Here is a 14,982-nt window from a genome sequence, read left to right on the forward strand (position 1 = left end):
CACAGCGGGCAGGCTCAGCCGGCCGGCTGGATGAGCGGGATGTCGAGCGTCCAGTTGGTGTTGTTCTGGACGTTCGTCACCGTGCTATCGCTGGCGAGGTTGATGCCCGGCACGATGAGCGGCACGAAGGGTCCCTCCTCCTGCATGGCGGTGGCGTACTCGCGCATCGCATGCTCCCGCTCGTCCATCGAGGTCGCGTCCTCCGCGGCAGTGACCAGTTCGGCGATCTCGGGGGCGGCGTCGGCCTCCCAGCCGGCGCGCAGGCCCACCTTCTTGCCGGGGCCGAAGGGCAGGAACGAGGAGGAGTCGGCGAAGTCGGGACCCCAGTACCACATGGAGAATGCCTCCTGACCGTTGACGTACGGCTCGATCTCGGTGGCGAAGGGGGCGGGGGCGAGCTCGGCGCTGATCCCGGCGTTCTTCAGCTGGGCCTGGACGCGCTCGGCGACCGGGGTGAACTCCACGCCGCCGACGGGGTTGTCGCTGGGGAACTGCGGCGTCACGGTCTCGCCGGCGTAGCCGGATTCCTCCAGCGCCGCCGTCGCGCGGTCCAGGTCCTGGCTGACGCCGCTGTCGAGGGCACCGACGAACATCGGCGGGATCACGCCGGTGGCCTGCTCGGAGCCTGCGCCGGCGAGCTGGAGCGCGACTCCTCGTAGTTCAGCGCGTAGCGCACGGCCTCGGCGAACTTCGGGTTCGCGGTCACCTCTCCCACCTCCGGGTTCTGGTTCACCAGCAGGAAGATGGTCTGGGCCGAAGGGGTGGAGGTGACGGTGAAGTCGTCGCCGAGCTCCGCGACCTGGTCACCGTTGAGGTCCACGGCGAGATTCGAGTCCCCGCCCTGGAGGTTGATCAGCTGGGTGGCGCTCTCGGTGACGTTGCGGATCACGATCCGCTCGAAGCTCGGGGCGTGGTCGCCGTCGTACTCGGGGTTGGGGACCAGCACCGCCCGTGAGGTGATGTCCATCGAGTCCAGCATGTAGGGGCCGGAGCCGGCGGAGGTCGAGCCCAGAAACTCCTCGGCGGCGTCGTCCTCGCCGGTGGTCCCGCCGTTGGCCTGCACGACCTTCGAGTTCAGGATGGACAGCGCCGGGTTGGTGACGATGGCGGGGAGCTCGAGGGAGGGCCCGTCGGTGGTCAGCTCGACGGTCATGTCGTCGACCTTCTCGACGGTGATGCCGTTCATCAGGAAGTTCGCCTTGGACTCCGTGATGCCCTGGACGCGGGTCAGGGAGAACACGACGTCATCGGCGGTCACGGGCGCACCGTCGGAGAAGGTGCGGCCCTCGGCCAGGGTGAAGGTGAAGACGGTGGCGTCCTCGTTCTGCTCCATGGTGGCCAGCGACGGGATCGGCTCGTCCTCCTCGGAGCCCTCGAAGGTCAGCAGGGTGTCGTAGATGGCGTGGAGCATCATGTTCCCGGTGGGCACGTAGTTCCGGCCCGGGTCCCCGGTTTCCAGGGAGAACGCGGTGTCGATCACCAGCGTGGACGAGTCTTCGCCCCCGCCTCCGCCACCGGAGTTGCTGCCCGCTGAGTTGCCGCCGGAGCAACCGGCCAGTGCGAGGCTCGCGCCGAGCCCGAGAGCGATGACGGTGCGACGAGAGGTGCGGTGCACGGAAGCCTCCAACGGTGGGTGACCCGCGATGGACGGGTAGCGGAACTGCAGGTGTGACTGGGAACTATATGTCCTCGCTCACGTCCGTCATCGATCATCTCTACCTACCGAGACGTCACCTGCGGCAGAATGTCCAGAGTGAACAGTGATACGACGAGGACTTCAGGACGTTCCGCCGCAGGAATCGACGACATCAGCTTTCGCATCCTCCAGGTGCTGCGAGATCACGGTCGAATCTCGATAGCAGCGCTGGCCCAGGAGGTGGGCGTGTCCCGCTCGAACGCCTATGCGCGGGTCGAGGCGCTGACGGACTCGGGGGTCATCACCGGCTACTCCGCGCAGATCGATCCGGTGAAGGCCGGCCTCGGGGTCTGCACCCTGGTGTTCGTGACGGTGCACCCGCAGCTGGTCGCCGGAGTTCCTCGACGAGATCTCGGGGATCCCGGACGTGGAGTCGGCGAAGATCACCACCGGCGAGCACGACGTCATGCCGCTGACGCGCGGAGTGGGGGTCGATGACGTGCACAGCTTCGTGGTCGGTGTGGTGGCCGCTCTGCCGCAGGTCAAGAGCGTGGAGACGGTGCTGGTGCTCGACGAGGTGTTCGACCGCGGCCGGCTCGCTGCCGCCGGATCTGGGCGATCACCAGCAGGTGGCGGCCGAGCGCGGCCTGCTGCGCTACACCCGCACCAATCCGGACCGGCCCAGCAAGCATCGACTGACGCGCAGGCGGCCGACGGGCTGAGCACACGCTCAGACCTGCAGGCAGACGCTCTCGTGGGCCGCGCCGTCCTTCGTAAACTCCTCGATCAGCGCGATCTTGCCGTCGCGCTCTTCGACTCGGCTGGTCGCCTCCCCGCGCGCCACGCTGCGATCGGCGACCAGCTCATGGGCGAAGGAGATCGCGAGCTCCGTGCCGGTCAGCCGCCCGACGAAGCGGCCCTCCGTCACGGTGTCCCCGGTGTAGCTGCCCCACACCAGTTCGCCCTGCTGGTGGTAGACGAAACGGGTGGGAGAGGTCGGGTCCACGACGGAAGCGGTGGAAGAGACCATGTCGAAGACGAGGCCGTCGAGGGTGAGGGAGGAGGGGGTTGGCATGGGGTGAGTATGGCTCACTGAGAGGGGGTTGGCATGGGGTGAGTATGGCTCGCGGAGAGGGGTGAGTCGCTCCACGGGTCTGCGCGCACTGATAATCGACCGGCTCGAGTCGCTCTGGTTCCCCTATCCCGGGATGTACGGCGGCTTCACCATGTCGGTCCGGGAGGACCGGCTCGTGGTGGAGAGCTGGAGCCGGGTCGTCGGCGGCTCCGGGCAGAGGCACGTCATCACCGTGCGCGGGTGCGAGCTCGTCGAGGAAGGGCTCGTCTGAGCCGTCGTCGGCCCGTCGCGAGCCCGCTTATCCCACCTGTTCCACGGCTCCCGCCGCGCGTACCCTGGGAGCACCACGACAGGGGAGGCCTCGCCATGACCGCTCGATCCGGAGATCCCACGCACGAACCGTTCCCCGGACCTGGAGATCCGCCCGTGCCACAGCTCGAGGACGACGAGACGACGGCGCCCCGCCCGGAGGAGGAGATCGCGGATCAGCCGCGCTCCGAGCCCGATCCGGGCGGTCGCCCTCACGAGGACTGACACTCAGCGCACCGCACGGTCACAGCGGGCGCCGCGGGGCGCCGCCACTGCACCACAGGGGAATGGAGCATCGATGGGACGACGACGCCGCAGAATGGATGGAAACAGCTCCGGACACCTGCTTGCTCGCCTTTCTGGAGCTGGGCGAGGGGCTGTGGGCCGTGCTGACGTTCGCGGTGCGCATCCCGGCGCTCGCTGCCGCGGTCGCTGATCTGAGAACGCACCGCACGGACGGAGCAGGGCCCTTCTCGCTGCGCCGAAGCACGGCGAGGATCTCTTCAGCCCCTCGGGGAAGTGCGACCTCGTCGCTCGGCGCTCATGCGACGGAGGGCAGTCAGGGTGAGGCGCACGCGTCCGCTGGTCTGGTGATAGTGGGGATCCGTGAGGCCGACGAGGCGCATCTCCTCGAACATTCGCCGGATGCCCTCCCCTCGTTCCTGGGTGATTCCGAGATCGGACCAGACACGAGCGATACGAGGGTTGCGCGCGTATCTGGCGATGTCCAGGGGTTTGGTGGGATCCGCCTGACGGGTGAGGACCCTCAATTCGGCGTGGGCGACCAGATCCATCCTTCGTCGGCCGCGGCGGCGAGTTCCGCTCGTGGAGAGATCGCCCTGCCGAGGAGCACCTCTCGGGCGACCACGGCGGCGATCACGGCGTCGAGTGCATCGTCCGAGGCCGCGCACACGTCCTGGTGTCCTGCCCAGTCCGGCCACGGCCAGCGGGCGCTGAGCGCTTCGACGAGCTCGCCGCGCACCAGAGCTCCGGCGGCCTTCTTGTAGCGCTGGGCTCCGAATCCCCATGCGGCCAGCGCGGCGCCGGGGTAGACCTCGCAGGCCACACCGCTTCCGTCGCGCGGGGTGGGGATGTCTTTGCTCCCGCAGGCGCGCGGCGATCGCCGCCCAGCGGATGGCGGGGTAGGCGATCTTGTCCGCTGCGACGCTGAGAGGCGTCTTGCCCGCCAGCCTGCGCACCTCGAGATCCGTCTCCCGGTAGAGAACGGCCCGACGCCAGTCCGGCCCGGTGTGCGCCGGGGACTCGAGGTAACCGGCCTGGTGCCCGGCGACCAGATCGACGAAACGGCGCGGCCATCCAAAGGGCACGTCCACGCCGGCTTTCGATGCGGGAATGATCGCCGCGAGAACGTCGTCGTCGCTCGCCCCCACGTGGACGTCGTCGAGGCGGACCACGTGACCCTCCTCGCGAAGCACCGCGAGACCTGTTTTGCGCGGGTCCGCCGCGAGATCGATGCCGGCGACGAGCCGAGGGGTCACCGTTCTCACCCGTCCGACCGTGAGAAACGGTTCGTCATGTGCGTGCTCGCAGTGGCGAGGACCTCGCCCAGCGGCGCGTCCGTCGCAGTGCGGATCTGCTCGGCGATCCTCGTGTTCGCCTCGGCGAGCAGGCCCGGCACAGCGGCGTCGTCGGCCGACGATGCCGACGATGCCGACGCGGTCGCCGCGTGCACGGCGGCGTGACCCAGCGCCAGGGTGCGGCCGCTGGTAGCGCTCGATCGCGGGGAGGGTCTCGGCGTGGTGCGCGTCCGCGAGAGCCGCGATCATGCGTGAGTCCAGTAGAAGCTGTCCGTGCTGACGTTCGCCCCGGTGGTCGTGAGGTAGGCGGGTGCCTGCTCGACGTTCGTGAACATCGGGATCAGCGTGCTGAACGGGAGCGAGGCGTAGGCGACCCACTGCGGCGCGCGATGGGACGGGGGCAGGTCCGGCCGGATCTGCAGGACCGCGAGCGCGTTGTGGCGGTTGATGCCGATGGGGCGGAACGCCGTGCGCTCCGCCGCGGTGCCGCGGGCGGAGTACGGGTCGAAGACCGTGCCCTGGTAATGGGAGCTGAGCACGTCCTTGACGTCCTCGATCGTGAGAAGGCGCTCGGGCCGCCGACTCCACGGGAGATCGTCCGAGTCCGGGCTCGCCCCGGGCAGGCCCGCGTCCCAGTCCTCGCTCGTGGGGTTCAGGGTGCGCCGCATGGACCAGGCGCGGGGCGTGTTGTAGACGTGGTCCGCGTCCGTGTGGGAGCCGAACGCCAAGCGCGGATTGAACACCGACGGCGCCGCATCGTCCACGTCCCGCTGTGTGAGGTCCAGGTGGTGGGTGGTGAGGAACTCCCGCAGGTCGGGGCTCGCCAGGTGGTCGCGGCCCGGCCCTTCGGCGTCGTCGAGGTCGAAGGAGTCGATGCCCAGCTGGTTCGGCATCGTCACGTAGTGGTCCTCCGGGACGCGCCGCGCGATCCAGTGGTGCCCGCCCACCGTCTCGAGCCACCAGATGTCCTGCTCGTCGCTGAAGGCGACCCCGTTCATCTCGTAGGTGCCGTGCTCCGCGAGCGGCCGCGCCGAGGCGCTCCACCCCGTCGCGCGCGGTGCGGATGTAGGGGAGGACGAGTGTCACGAAGTCCTCCGCGCCGAACCCGCCGGGCGCGCCCGTGGCCGGGTCGTGCTCCACGAGCGGGTCCGCGCCGAGCACCCGCGAGTTGCTGGTGATCGTCTCCGCGGCGCTCATGCCGACGTTCGCCGCATTGATGCCGGCGCTCGCCCACACCCCGTTGACCCCCAGCGCATCCGGGATCGCGGTGTATTGCAGCGGATCCTCGGGCAGGGCGATCGTGCGCTTGCCGATCACGGAGGTGTAGGTGCGGGGTCGCTCGGCCGGTCGCACCACCACGACCCGCTTGGGATCGAAGGACCCTTCGCTGGAGTCCTCGTTGCGGGCGACCAGGGGAGAGCCGTCCGCGCTCGCGCGACGGCCGACGAGGATCGTGGTGCAGGGCATGGGGGAGGGTTCCTTCGAGCGCAGGGATCTGGGGAGGTCCACGGTAGTCCCGGGGCCGACGGTCCTTGTGCGCCCGCGCCGCGGGTGCCGGCGGGGTCGCCGGCATCCGGCGGCGATCGCGCCCGGGTGATTGAGTCGCTCATGGCCCGGCCTCCGATACTGGAAGTCCGAGGCCGGACGGGGACCTCTCCCATCGCCGCTCCCGGCGTGCTCGGGTAGCTTGCGACGCATGTCAAATTTTCTCGGATCCGACACCGACGCGCTCCGAGAGTTCGCCCAGCTCTACGACGCGCAGGCGTCGGCGAGAGATGCGACGGAACTCGACGAAAACCCGTGGCTATCAAGCGGTGACCGCTGACGTGAAAGCGCGCCGCCAGCGCTCGCGCCCGCAGGTCCGGAAAGTCGCGAAGGATCCGGTGCTCAAGGCCCGGGTGAACGCCGACCTAGCGGCGTCATGGACGCCGAACGAGATCGCGGGCCACTTGCGTCTGGAGGCCGCAGACCCGACCGTTGACCGCATGGCGAACTCTCCCGACGCTCAGGGCCGCACCGTCAGCGGAGAAGCGATCTACCAGTACATCTACGCGATCCCCCGCGGTGAACTCGCCAAGCGAGGGATCTTCCTGCAGTCCAAACGGACCAAGCGCAGGCCCCGCACCACCGGCCGATCGTGGGGATGGTCCCCATCGCGGAACGAGGCGAGGACGCCGCGCGGCGGCGGGTGCCGGGACACTGGGAGTGCGACCTGATCATCGGGAAGAACGGGTCCTCGTGCGCCGCGACCCTGGTGGAGCGGATGAGCGGTTTCACCGGCCTGCTCGCCCTACCCTCAAAACATGCCGAGGGCACCGCGGACGCAGTCATCGAGTACTTCACCGAGTCGCCCAAGATGATGCAGGCCTCGCTGGCCTGGGACCAGGGCTCCGAGATGGCGCAACACGCGAAGGTTTCCCTGGCCACGGACATGCCGGTCTACTTCGCCGACCCCCACTCGCCCTGGCAACGACCCAGCAACGAGAACACCAACCGTCTCTACCGCGAGTACCTCCCCAAGGGCACCGAGATCCCCGACCACCAGCCCTACCTCACCACCATCGCCGAAGAGATCAACAACCGACCCCGACGCCGACTCGGCTTCCTGACACCGACAGAATCCTTCGCCCGACTACTTGCCGGCGAACCCCATGTTGCTTCCACGCTTTGACACCACCGAGCACTATCGCCTCCGAATGCTCCTCATCGCGGGAGGCCTCGACGCCTCACCCCACACTCAACTCTGAAAAGCCTCGTGAATGGAGAGCACCTCCGACGCGGGCATGGACCGCGAAGATGGTCGAGATCCTTGCCGAGAAGCGGCGGTTCTTTGACGAGTTCGCCAAAGCCGACCATACCGCGAACAGCGCTCCAGAGGCATTTGATATCACCGAGGCTGAGCTGGCCCGTGAGATGATCGCGGCCGAGCGTGAACGCCTGGCTCGCCGCATCCAAACCAAAGACGTCCCGTCCCCCGCCACGACCGAGGAGATCTCATGAAGTTGGAGGAGATCGTCGCCGGAGCGACTCTCGAAGGCGTGGTCCCGACAGGACCTGTACAGGTGCTTGCTGTGCAGTCACACGGATCGGACACGCGGGAACTCACCTACAAGGACAGCGCAGGCCGGTTGGCCCAGCGCCTGGTCTTCCGCAGTGACGAGTCCGCCTTTTCGTCCCGTCAAGTCCTCTATCGCCCAGTTCGACGCCGATCCCGAGAAGTTCAAGATCGCGGCCGAGGCACAGCGGATCCGGCTCGCAGGACTGAGCGACCCGATGCTGGCGCTCGCGACCAGCGACGTCCAGCCGCCGCCGCACCAGATCCGAGCCGTGTACGGCGAGTCGCTGCCACGGACCCCTCTTCGCTTTCTCCTCGCCGACGATCCGGGCGCGGGCAAGACGATCATGGCCGGGCTCTACATCAAGGAGGCGCTGCTGAGGGACGACGTCAAGCGGTGCCTGGTCATTGCCCCCGGGGGTTGGTGGACCAGTGGCAGGACGAGCTCTTCCTCAAGTTCGGGCTCGACTTCGACATCCTGACCCGGCAGATGACCGAGGCGTCTTTCCACACATCCGTCTTCGACAAGCACCCCCTGCTCATCGCCCGAATGGACCAGCTTGCCCGCAATGAGGACCTGCAGGACCAGCTCGCCGAGAGCGAGTGGGACCTGATCATCGTCGATGAGGCCCACCGCATGGCGGCCAACTGGTGGGGCAGCGAGCTGAAGAAGACCAAGCGGTTCCTTCTCGGGGAGCTGATCGGTCAGCGCACTCGTCACTTGCTGCTCATGACTGCGACTCCTCACGCCGGATCAGAAGAGAACTTCCAGGCCTTCCTGACACTCCTTGACAGGGACGAGTTCGCCGGCAAGTACCGCAAGCGACTCGGTCAGACCGACACCAGCCGCTACATGCGCCGCATGATCAAGGAGGACCTCCTCACCTTCGAGGGCACACCCCTGTTCCCCGAGCGGGTCGCCGAGACGGTGCCCTACCAACTCACGGACGCAGAGCAGGAGCTCTACGAGCGCGTCACTGAGTACGTCCGCGAGGGGATGAACCGAGCAGCGAAATTGGAGGGCAAGCGGCGCAACACCGTCGGTTTCGCCTTGACCGTGCTGCAGCGCCGGCTGGCGTCCAGTCCAGCCGCGATCCACGAGTCCCTGAAGCGGCGGGTTGCACGGCTGGAGCGCAAGAAGCACGACCTCGAGAACGGCGTCGGCGTGCGCGAGGCACAACTGCCCACGGACATCGACTGGGATGACGACTATGAAGACGACATCTCGGCCCACGACCTCGAGGAGATGGAAGAAGAGCTCGTCGATGCGACCACCGCGGCCCGCACGGTCGAGGAGCTGACGATCGAGATCGCTGAGCTCGAGGAGCTCGTGGGTATCGCCGCAGACGTGCGCGCATCCCAGAAGGACGTGAAGTGGTCCGAGCTGCGGTCAATCCTCGAGGACAACGAGATCCTTGCGACCCCTGACGCCTCGACGCCTCGTCGTTTGATCGTGTTCACCGAGCACCGTGACACCTTGGAGTACCTGCGAACGCGGATCACCTCGGTCATCGGATCGGCGACGGCGGTCGAGGCCATTCACGGTGGCGTGCCGCGGCCGGAGCGTCGCCGTATCACCGAGGAATTCACGAAGAACCCCGAGTGCCGGGTCCTCCTGGCGACCGACGCGGCAGGGGAGGGCCTGAACTTGCAGTCCGCCCACCTCATGGTCAACTACGACCTGCCGTGGAACCCCAACCGCATCGAACAGCGCTTCGGCCGCATCCACCGCATCGGCCAGACGGAAGTTTGCCGCCTGTGGAACCTCGTCGCCCAGAACACCCGTGAAGGCCAGGTCTTCGACCGCTTGCTGGAGAAGATCGAGGAGCGCCGCAAGGCTTACGGTGGCAAGGTCTTCGACGTGCTGGGGCAGGCCTTCGAGAAGACCTCCCTGCGCACCCTCCTGCTCGAGGCCATCCAGTACGGCGAGCTCCCTGAGACCAGGGAGCGCATGCACGAGGTCATCGACGCGAGCGTCGCCGATGGACTCTCGGAGCCGCTCCAAGAGCGGGCTCTCGCCAGCGATGTGCTGGCGGACAACGAGGTGGAGCGGATGCGCCGAGTCATGGACGAGGCCAGGGCACGGCGGCTCCAGCCCCACTACATCGAGATGGCCTTCCGCGGCGCCTTCACCGCCATGGGCGGCCGCATGTCACGAAGGGAGACGGGGCGTTTCGAAATCACCCATGTCCCGGCGGCACTGCGAGGGCATCGCGAGCCGGTGTCGACCAGATATGGCCGGGTGTGCTTCGACATAGACAAGATCGACGACGCCCGCTTGGGCCGAGCAGACCTCTTGGCGCCCGGACATCCTCTCCATGACGCAGTCATGCACGCCGCCGAAGAGCTGTGGGGCGACACTCTGCGCCGAGGCACTGTCCTGATCTCTGCAGATCTCGAGGAACCGCACCTATTGCTCGGAGTCCTTCAGGAGGTGATTGACGGCACCCAGGAGAAGATTGCCCGACAGTTCCACTACGCGTACGCGGATGCGGATGGACACGTGACACTCGCAGGGCCTGCGCCATATCTCGACTTGGCCCCGGCTCCCACTGGTGAAACAGCCGACCGGGCTCGGTCGCTTCCGTGGACCGGGCAGGCGGCGGACAGCGCGGCCAGCCACTTGAGCGCTCACGTCCTGCCCGAGTACACCCGTGAGGTGACGGACCAGCAGACGGCCGTGATCGCTCGTACCCGCGTGGCCGTTGAGTCGCGGTTGCAGGCCGAGATCCACCGGTTGGACAGTGAGGCGCTCGGCGCGAGCCAGAGAGAGCAGGCTGGGCAGAAGGTCAAAGAGTCTTCGGCGTCGCTGACGCGCAAGGCCCGCGACATGGAAGTGCGTCTGCAGCGACGGCTGGGCCAGTTGGATGCTCAAGCGCACGTGCAAGCCTCACCGCCGCTGGTGACGGTCCAGGCACTGGTTGTCCCGTTGTCCTGGGTGGAGAGTGAGTCGCCCGCTGATGCTCCGGTGCACGCCAAGGAGACCAAGGCTGTCGAGCGGCGTGCCGTTGATGCAGTGCTGGGCGCCGAGCGCCGGCTCGGTCGAGATCCACAAGAGCAGGCCTTCAACAACAAGGGCTTCGACATTCTCTCGATCGAGCCCGACGGCCACGCCGTGACGATCGAGGTCAAGGGGCGGATCGCCGGTGCGGAGGACTTCTTCATCACCCACAACGAAGTGCTCACCGGCAAGAACGCCCAGCCCCGCTACCGGTTGGCGCTGGTGCGGGTCAGCCCGAATGGCCCCGACCACGACGAGATCCGCTACGTGGCGAACCCCTTCGCCGGGACCGAGCTGGGGTCCTTTGCCGCGACGGGGATGCGCGGTCATTGGGAGAAGACGTGGAACCAGGGACAGGACCCGTTCTGATGAGCGCCGCAAGCAGTTCCCACGCTGTCGGTACCCGGAAGTAAAGTGGCTCTTCAGAGTTGTGTGTGGGGTGAGGCGTCGAGGCCGCCGGTGATGAGGAGCATTCGGAGGCGGTAGTGCTCGAAGTTGCGGAAGCCGCGGGCGATGCGGCGGCCGAGTTCGATGATCCCGTTGACGGCCTCTGTGCCGCCGTTGCTCGCGCCATCGGTGTCGAAGTAGGCCAGGAACGCCGTCCGCCAGCGGCGCAGGGTCTTCCCGAGCCTGGCGATCTCGGGGATCGGGCAGGATGGCGGCCGCAGCGATCAGTCGCTCGGCGAGGCGGCGTCCCTGGGCGGGCGTGGGCTGGTGGAACACGCCTCGGAGGTCCTGGGCGCACTGGTAGGCGACCTCGACCGCGACGTGATCGGGATGGGCCGCGAATGCGCTGGCCAGGCGGGTCTGCTGGCGCGGCGTGAGGCGTTCCCGTCCGGCGCGGAGAACATGACGGATCCCGTAGAGGGGGTCGCCCTTGCGGCCTCGGTGGCCGAGAGTCTCCTGCTGGATCCGGCGGCGGACGTCATCGACTGCGGCCCCGGCGAGCTTCACGATGTGGAACGCATCCAGCACGCAGGTGGCGTCCTCGAGTTGGTCATCGATCGCGTTCTTGTAGCCCTGGAACGGGTCCAGCGTGGCGATCTCGACCCGCTTGCGGAACTCGTCGCCGCGCTCGTCGAGCCAGTCTCGGTAGGCCTTGCCGGATCGGCCGGGGACGAGGTCGAGGAGTCTGGCGATGGGGTGGGTGCCGCGAGTCAGATCGACCATCCCGGTGAGCTCCTTCGGTCCGCGCCGGCGCGGGTCCCGGTGGTGCCAGATGTGCTCGTCCACGCCCAGGACCTGAACGCCCTCGAACCGGACCGGGTCGTTCGCGGCCCGGGTCAGGACTGGTCGGACCTGGGACCAGAGCGTGTTCCAGGTCGTGCCGAGCTGGCGGGCCAGGCCCTGGATCGTCGCTCCTGATGGCGCTCATCGGTTTTCCCCGGAGTTGCTCGGTGAAGTTCCCCGGGTCGCGGGGCTAGGTTAGCGGAGGTTCGTGCCGGTGGTGGCGCGGCGGATTTCTTCGGCGGCGGTGGCGTGGTGACGGAGCCTGTAGGAGGCGCCGTCGAGGGTGACGACGACGGAGCGATGGAGAAGCCGATCGAGCATCGCGGCGGCGACGGTGGTGTCGCCGAGGATCTCGCCCCAGGCACCGACGGGCCGGTTCGTGGTGATCACGATCGAGGTCTTCAGGTAGCGCTGGTTGATGACCTGGAACAGGGCCGAGGCCGCTTCGGCAGGCAGTGGGAGGTAGCCGAGCTCGTCGATGATCAGCAGGGTGGGGCCGGCGAAGAACCGCATCATCGTGGACCATTTGCCCTCGATCGCGGCGCGGTGGCGGCGGGCGGCGAGGTCTGCGGCGGAGGTGAAGTAGACCCGGTAGCCAGCGTTGATCGCGGCGTGGCCGAGGCCGGTGGCGATGTGGGTCTTGCCCACTCCGGGCGGGCCGATGAGCAAGACGTTCGTCGCGGTCTCCAGGAACCGGCAGGATCCCAGCTCGTTCAGGAGGTTGGGGTCGATGCCGGAGGCGGCGTCGTGGTCGAAGTTGCTCAGCGTGGCTCCGGTGGGCAGGTTCGCGAACCGGAACCGGCCCGCGAGGCGACGCTTCTCGGTGGCACTGACCTCGATCGCCAGCAGGCGTTCCAGGGCGTGGGTGAGGGTCCAGTTCTCGGTCTGGGCTTGGTCCAGGATGCCGGGGAGGGCGTCGGCGGCGTCGGCGAGCTTCAGCTCGTCCAGGTGGCCCTTGAGCTGTTGATAGACGCTCGCAGGGGTCGGGGTGGGTGAGGTGGTGGTCATGTCAGGGTGTTCCTGTTCTTCGCGGCCTGCTCATAGGCGGCCAGGTCGATCACGGTGGCATTCGGGGCCGGTGGCCCATTCAAGACCTGGGCGGCGGCCAGCGCCGCAAGCACCGGGTGGGATGCGTTCCTTGCGGCGATGAGGCCGTCCCGGCGGGGCCGAGGCCAGTGCGATGGTCTCCAGCGCGGTGACGTGCTGATCGGTGCGCTGGGTGATGCCCAGGCCCGACTCGGCCAAGCGATGGCGGGCCACCGCGGCGCCGGAGGTGGTGGTGATCTCGATATGGTCCGCGCCGAGGTGCTGATGAACATTCACCGTGGCCATCGCGAGTTCGGGAGGGACGGAGTAGCGGTTGCCGCGCCAGTGGATCAGGGCTTGCCGAGAGACGCCCCGTTGCTCGGTCACCACCACCGGGAACGCCATCGGCGGCAGTGGCCGGAGCCGCTCTTGAGCACGCATCGCCGCTGCGGTGGTGGTCCCGGTCGGGCTCTCGCGGCGCCTGCCGTCCTGCCGGGCCGCGAACCTCTCAAGCGAGGTTTGGGCCTGCTCCGCGGTGATCTCATCGGGCAGAGTCCGCCACCAGCGCTGGGCGGCGGTGTGGTTGTTCTTCTCGACCACGCCCTTACGGTTTCCCGAGCGGGGCCGGCAGACGACGGCCCGGACCCCGTGATGCTTCGCGAACGCGGAGAACATCGCGGTCAGGTCTCCGGTGGCGGGATCCAGCACGGTCCGCATCCGATCGAACCGCCACACCCGCGTCAGCCCGCCCAGCAGGCCCACGACGGTCGTCATCGCGGCCAACAGGTGGGGCAGGTCCATCGAAGGTGCGATAGCGGCCCGCCAGACGCCGGAATGGGCGAGTGACCCCACCAGCACATACGCGCCCTTCCGGGGGTAGCCCCACTGCTCGGGTGCGTCGGGCGGCTCGAGCCAGTCGAACTGGGTTTCTTCCCCGGGTGGGTGCTCGATCACCGCGTTGGGACGCTTCGTGACGTGAGCGCAGGCCTGGCAGGCCGGCCGCAACGACCGGTCACGGATCTGACGGGTCAGCGACTGGTAGGAGCCCGCGAACCCCAGCGGCCGCGGCTCGTCCAGCGGCGTCACCGCCCACAAGTGCGGGTCCTCGATCAGCCTGGCGGTGACGTAGTCGGTGAACGGCTCGAACACGTCCGGGGCGGCAGGTTTGCGGACCCCGGGCTCGCGATCACCGCGGAGGTAGGAACGGATGGTCTTGCGGTCATGGCCGGTGCGTCGGGCGATCTCGCTGATCGTGATTCCCTGCCGGTGCAGAGCGTGGATGTCCACGCCGCTCCTCTCTGAGAGCATGAGCGTCGGGCCTCCCTGGAAGGCTGGTGAGTGGTCAGAGACCACCAGCATCCAGGGAGGCCCGCCTCATGCGACGGAGCGACCCAGACTGGGGAATTTCAGTGAGCACAACTGGGGAATTTCAGCGAGCGTCATCACTCCCTCGCGCCGGAGTTGGCCGATCGCCCAGCGGATCGCGCGCGTGCTCAGCAGGCCACGCGGTGCACAGACCTCCGGGTTCTGCTCGGCGAAGGTCGTCACCGCGCAAACGCGCTCGAGGCAGATCCAGCGGCGCTTGCGCCACCGAATCCGCACCGGTCGGCCAGCCCATGGCGCGTCGATCATCTCGACCACCACTCGGCCGTGACCAGTGGCGATGACACCGCAGCCAGGGCATCCGGCCACTGGATCGCAGGACTCAACCTCAAGCAACAGTCCGGCCCGGGCCTTCGAGACGGCCACCAGATGAAGGCCAGGGAAGTCCAGGAGAACGTCGCATCGGTCGCGGCGGTCAAGCGCGTCAGGGCATACGCAACTATGGTTGGGCATCGTCGAGGTCCTTGGTGCGAGCAGAGGTTAGAGTCCGCTCATCATCGGGGACCTCGACGTCTATCCCCAGCTACCCCGCATCACCGGCGCGCCCACACTCAACTCTGAAGAGCCGATTATCGGCCTCAGTGGCGGTGCAGTCGAATCGATCCTCGGGGCCACCGTCCTTGCGGCCGTCGCAACTTTGCTAAAGTATCTGATTGATCGCGATTCCCGAATGAATGCGGTGGTGGCCGCCGTGGTTGAGTTTCGGCGACTCGACGACAGGTAGATTGA

Annotated in this window: 17 protein-coding genes and 3 pseudogenes; 10 read left to right on the top strand and 10 right to left on the bottom strand. The window is 67.8% G+C overall.

What is annotated here, in order from left to right; all coding sequences use genetic code 11:
* Positions 1-14: 14 nt before the first annotated feature.
* A complete protein-coding gene (locus tag WKH84_RS17305) occupies positions 15-605 on the bottom strand; it encodes an ABC transporter substrate-binding protein (RefSeq protein ID WP_341854550.1) in 591 nt (196 codons plus the stop codon).
* Positions 602-1,480 carry an ABC transporter substrate-binding protein gene (locus tag WKH84_RS17310; RefSeq protein WP_341854551.1) on the bottom strand — a complete coding sequence of 293 codons (879 nt, stop codon included), beginning with the start codon at positions 1,478-1,480 and terminating at the stop codon, positions 602-604. The genes WKH84_RS17305 and WKH84_RS17310 overlap by 4 nt, the downstream gene beginning before the upstream one ends.
* Before the next feature lie 264 nt (positions 1,481-1,744).
* On the opposite strand from WKH84_RS17310, the pseudogene WKH84_RS17315 reads away from it, so the two are divergent.
* The 4 genes and pseudogenes from WKH84_RS17315 to WKH84_RS17330 form a co-directional block, all read left to right on the top strand.
* Positions 1,745-1,882 (top strand): annotated as a pseudogene (locus tag WKH84_RS17315) (Lrp/AsnC family transcriptional regulator); the annotation flags it as partial.
* A complete protein-coding gene (locus tag WKH84_RS17320; RefSeq protein ID WP_341857035.1) occupies positions 1,883-2,134 on the top strand; it encodes a hypothetical protein in 252 nt (83 codons plus the stop codon). It begins immediately after the preceding pseudogene.
* Complete coding sequence (locus WKH84_RS17325; RefSeq protein WP_341854552.1) at positions 2,064-2,732, top strand: hypothetical protein; 669 nt, start codon at positions 2,064-2,066, stop codon at positions 2,730-2,732. The genes WKH84_RS17320 and WKH84_RS17325 overlap by 71 nt, the downstream gene beginning before the upstream one ends.
* Before the next feature lie 40 nt (positions 2,733-2,772).
* The gene (locus WKH84_RS17330; protein WP_341854553.1) at positions 2,773-2,982 is read left to right on the top strand and encodes a hypothetical protein; all 210 of its coding nucleotides are present in this window, start codon (positions 2,773-2,775) and stop codon (positions 2,980-2,982) included.
* A gap of 541 nt (positions 2,983-3,523) precedes the next feature.
* On the opposite strand, the gene WKH84_RS17335 is transcribed toward WKH84_RS17330, so the two are convergent.
* Entirely contained in the window at positions 3,524-3,814 is a 291-nt protein-coding gene (locus tag WKH84_RS17335) for an ATP-binding protein (protein ID WP_341856945.1), read from the bottom strand.
* Positions 3,787-4,341 carry a DUF429 domain-containing protein gene (locus WKH84_RS17340; protein ID WP_341854554.1) on the bottom strand — a complete coding sequence of 185 codons (555 nt, stop codon included), beginning with the start codon at positions 4,339-4,341 and terminating at the stop codon, positions 3,787-3,789. The genes WKH84_RS17335 and WKH84_RS17340 overlap by 28 nt, the downstream gene beginning before the upstream one ends.
* On the opposite strand from WKH84_RS17340, the gene WKH84_RS17345 reads away from it, so the two are divergent.
* Positions 4,301-4,723, top strand: a complete 423-nt coding sequence (locus tag WKH84_RS17345) for a hypothetical protein (protein WP_341857036.1) — start codon at positions 4,301-4,303, stop codon at positions 4,721-4,723. The two genes, WKH84_RS17340 and WKH84_RS17345, sit on opposite strands and share 41 nt — an antisense overlap.
* Positions 4,724-4,803: 80 nt before the next feature.
* Here WKH84_RS17345 and WKH84_RS17350 read toward each other — a convergent pair whose 3' ends face one another.
* Both WKH84_RS17350 and WKH84_RS17355 read right to left on the bottom strand, forming a co-directional pair.
* The gene (locus WKH84_RS17350; protein ID WP_341854555.1) at positions 4,804-5,556 is read right to left on the bottom strand and encodes a C69 family dipeptidase; all 753 of its coding nucleotides are present in this window, start codon (positions 5,554-5,556) and stop codon (positions 4,804-4,806) included.
* Positions 5,557-5,644: 88 nt separating this feature from the next.
* Positions 5,645-6,256: pseudogene (locus WKH84_RS17355) on the bottom strand (C69 family dipeptidase); the annotation flags it as partial.
* A gap of 287 nt (positions 6,257-6,543) precedes the next feature.
* Between WKH84_RS17355 and WKH84_RS17360 the strand changes: the two are divergent.
* The 5 genes from WKH84_RS17360 (at position 6,544) to WKH84_RS17380 (ending at position 10,983) form a co-directional block, all read left to right on the top strand.
* Positions 6,544-6,774 carry a hypothetical protein gene (locus tag WKH84_RS17360; protein ID WP_341854556.1) on the top strand — a complete coding sequence of 77 codons (231 nt, stop codon included), beginning with the start codon at positions 6,544-6,546 and terminating at the stop codon, positions 6,772-6,774.
* Complete coding sequence (locus tag WKH84_RS17365) at positions 6,702-7,229, top strand: IS30 family transposase (RefSeq protein ID WP_341854557.1); 528 nt, start codon at positions 6,702-6,704, stop codon at positions 7,227-7,229. Before WKH84_RS17360 ends, WKH84_RS17365 begins: the two co-directional genes overlap by 73 nt.
* A 125-nt stretch (positions 7,230-7,354) precedes the next feature.
* Complete coding sequence (locus tag WKH84_RS17370; RefSeq protein WP_341854558.1) at positions 7,355-7,558, top strand: hypothetical protein; 204 nt, start codon at positions 7,355-7,357, stop codon at positions 7,556-7,558.
* 153 nt (positions 7,559-7,711) lie between these two features.
* Positions 7,712-8,095, top strand: coding sequence for a hypothetical protein (locus WKH84_RS17375; protein WP_341854559.1), 384 nt, complete (start codon positions 7,712-7,714; stop codon positions 8,093-8,095).
* Entirely contained in the window at positions 8,038-10,983 is a 2,946-nt protein-coding gene (locus WKH84_RS17380) for a helicase-related protein (RefSeq protein ID WP_341854560.1), read from the top strand. Before WKH84_RS17375 ends, WKH84_RS17380 begins: the two co-directional genes overlap by 58 nt.
* Positions 10,984-11,036: 53 nt before the next feature.
* Here WKH84_RS17380 and WKH84_RS17385 read toward each other — a convergent pair.
* From WKH84_RS17385 to WKH84_RS17400, 4 genes and pseudogenes are all read right to left on the bottom strand, one after another.
* Positions 11,037-11,973, bottom strand: a pseudogene (locus tag WKH84_RS17385) (ISL3 family transposase); the annotation flags it as partial.
* A gap of 66 nt (positions 11,974-12,039) precedes the next feature.
* A complete protein-coding gene (gene istB / locus WKH84_RS17390) occupies positions 12,040-12,852 on the bottom strand; it encodes an IS21-like element helper ATPase IstB (RefSeq protein ID WP_341854561.1) in 813 nt (270 codons plus the stop codon).
* Positions 12,853-12,882: 30 nt separating this feature from the next.
* Positions 12,883-14,157: an IS21 family transposase gene (locus tag WKH84_RS17395; protein ID WP_341854562.1), complete on the bottom strand. Its 1,275-nt coding sequence runs from the start codon at positions 14,155-14,157 to the stop codon at positions 12,883-12,885.
* A gap of 87 nt (positions 14,158-14,244) precedes the next feature.
* Entirely contained in the window at positions 14,245-14,706 is a 462-nt protein-coding gene (locus tag WKH84_RS17400) for a transposase family protein (RefSeq protein ID WP_341854563.1), read from the bottom strand.
* Positions 14,707-14,982: the final 276 nt, after the last annotated feature.

This window comes from Brachybacterium sp. GPGPB12, from assembly GCF_038396325.1.
Lineage (GTDB): Bacteria > Actinomycetota > Actinomycetes > Actinomycetales > Dermabacteraceae > Brachybacterium > Brachybacterium conglomeratum.

Excerpts from the sequence above, each read along its gene's own strand:
- istB (WP_341854561.1), bottom strand. The coding sequence starts at position 12,852 with ATGACCACCACCTCACCCACCCCGACCCCTGCGAGCGTCTATCAACAG.
- WKH84_RS17400 (WP_341854563.1), bottom strand. The coding sequence starts at position 14,706 with ATGCCCAACCATAGTTGCGTATGCCCTGACGCGCTTGACCGCCGCGAC.
- WKH84_RS17365 (WP_341854557.1), top strand. The coding sequence starts at position 6,702 with ATGGTCCCCATCGCGGAACGAGGCGAGGACGCCGCGCGGCGGCGGGTG.
- WKH84_RS17335 (WP_341856945.1), bottom strand. The coding sequence starts at position 3,814 with ATGGATCTGGTCGCCCACGCCGAATTGAGGGTCCTCACCCGTCAGGCG.
- WKH84_RS17370 (WP_341854558.1), top strand. The coding sequence starts at position 7,355 with ATGGTCGAGATCCTTGCCGAGAAGCGGCGGTTCTTTGACGAGTTCGCC.
- WKH84_RS17360 (WP_341854556.1), top strand. The coding sequence starts at position 6,544 with ATGGCGAACTCTCCCGACGCTCAGGGCCGCACCGTCAGCGGAGAAGCG.
- WKH84_RS17350 (WP_341854555.1), bottom strand. The coding sequence starts at position 5,556 with ATGAACGGGGTCGCCTTCAGCGACGAGCAGGACATCTGGTGGCTCGAG.